Source organism: Winogradskyella psychrotolerans (assembly GCF_018860545.1).
Taxonomy (GTDB): Bacteria; Bacteroidota; Bacteroidia; order Flavobacteriales; family Flavobacteriaceae; genus Winogradskyella; species Winogradskyella psychrotolerans_A.
Genome location: NZ_JAHKPN010000028.1, coordinates 1 through 1,790 on the forward strand (window position 1 = coordinate 1; position 1,790 = coordinate 1,790).

General features: G+C 30.8%; 2 protein-coding genes. Both read right to left on the reverse strand.

Translation table 11 applies throughout. From position 1 onward, the window contains the following. Window positions 1-163 precede the first annotated feature (163 nt). Window positions 164-745 (reverse strand): hypothetical protein, encoded by a 582-nt coding sequence (locus tag KO515_RS10665; RefSeq protein ID WP_215936350.1) that lies wholly within the window; start codon window positions 743-745, stop codon window positions 164-166. 153 nt (window positions 746-898) lie between these two features. Beyond that, complete coding sequence (locus tag KO515_RS10670; RefSeq protein WP_215936351.1) at window positions 899-1,642, reverse strand: hypothetical protein; 744 nt, start codon at window positions 1,640-1,642, stop codon at window positions 899-901. Window positions 1,643-1,790 lie beyond the last annotated feature (148 nt).

Genomic DNA, 1,790 nt, shown 5'->3' on the forward strand with positions numbered 1-1,790 from the left:
TTGGAATACGTGTATGGTTTACTTCGTCTGTTCGCTGCGCTCGGGTGTTGAGTGTTTTAGCAAATTAATTTGCAAACTTTTACGAACCCGTGAATATTCCGAAGGAATATTCGCAAGTAAGCTCAATGAAGCAATTAATTATACACGGTGTTGGCAATTGGCTTTATTCAGTTATTATTTTTCCGTTTTCCTTTATTCTGTAAATAATTGTATCTGATGTTATTTTTAGAGAGTTCTCCATTATATCAGTTCCGTCATTATTCAGTTTCCATTTTCGTATTGAATCAATAACTGTTATTTTTCGGTTGTTATTAAAAGTCAAAAATTCAATAGCTTCATATCCAATATCCATTCCACTTTTCTTATAAGGTCCAAGTGAGTCTATTTTGTTTCCGTACAAATCAAAAGATGTAATAAACGGAACCAAACCACCATCTCCAATTGACAAATCAGCGAGTACAACATTATTATCATTTTCGTATAGAATTCCATATGGTTTGGAAGTCCAAACGTGTTTGTACTTTTCAAAACCTATTTTGCTGAATTTTTTCGAAAATTTACTTTCTGATAGAGAATATTTTATTGGTAATTTTATTTTGTCGAGGGTTTTAATATAAGCCTGAAAATTTAATTCAACGTTGTCTGCTTTTAATTCAGAATCTATTTTATTCAATTTAGATTTAGATTCATTTTTACACGAAATCAAGGTTAAAATCAGAAGTGATATTTTCAATGCGTGTTTCATTTTCAGCTTGTTGCCAACGTGATTGTGTGTGGTTAGTTGCGTGGTTTAGCAACTAAGTTAGCAAACTTTTACGAACCCGTGAAAATTCCGCAGGAATTTTCGCAAGTAGGCTCAATAAAGCAATTAATTATACACGGTGTTGTACGCAGTTTTTTAATCAAAATCCGAAATTATCTTTACGACATTTATCACACTGATAGTACTTATCACACATAATTCGGCGAATCTCTTATCAGCATCTAATTTATGTGTTGTCTTATTCATTACATCAATTGAATCTGAAACAAGATTAATACTTGACTCGGCTATTTTTCGTAATTCCTTATTAGATTTTCCAGATAGTTCTGAAGAAACAAAAGTGTTTAATTGATTTTTAAATTTTCCATTGTGAACTTCTATACTTGAGTCTTTTGGAATGTGTTTTCCTTTGTCAAATACCTCGCGAGCTAACTTGTCCATTATACTACGAGATGTGTTTCCAATGTTTTGATAATCAATAGAGTCAATACTCTTTTTTAGAGAGTCAATTAATTTTTTTTGAAGCTCATTAATTTCTTCCCATTCTGTTTTTACTAATATAACATCTATTTGATTTACTTCAAGTTTTGACATATCCAAAACCCAGTCGAGAGAATCAATTAAATAATCTGTCGATTTATTGATTCGGTCTTTTATTTCCTTTTGAAACATAAATTTCAAATCCAAATATTTATAGTAAATATCAGGTGAAGTATATATTTTTAAGTCATACGCATTTGGAAACTCTCTGTGATTCCAGTGTTCTTTGAAAACAAATCTTGAATTGTCAATAATTTCAATATGCAGAGTTTCTTCTTTAGCTCTTGCAATCTCTTTAAGAATGTGTTTTATTTTAGTATTAGTAGATTTTCCTATCATCAATTCAAATTGTGTACAACGTGTTTGTGTATGATTTCGTTGCGTGGTTTAAGCACTAAAGTTAGCAAATAAATCACAGATAGAAAGTCCGCAAGGACTTTCGTAAGTAGGCTATAACTAGCAATGAATTATACACGTCTTAAGTTTG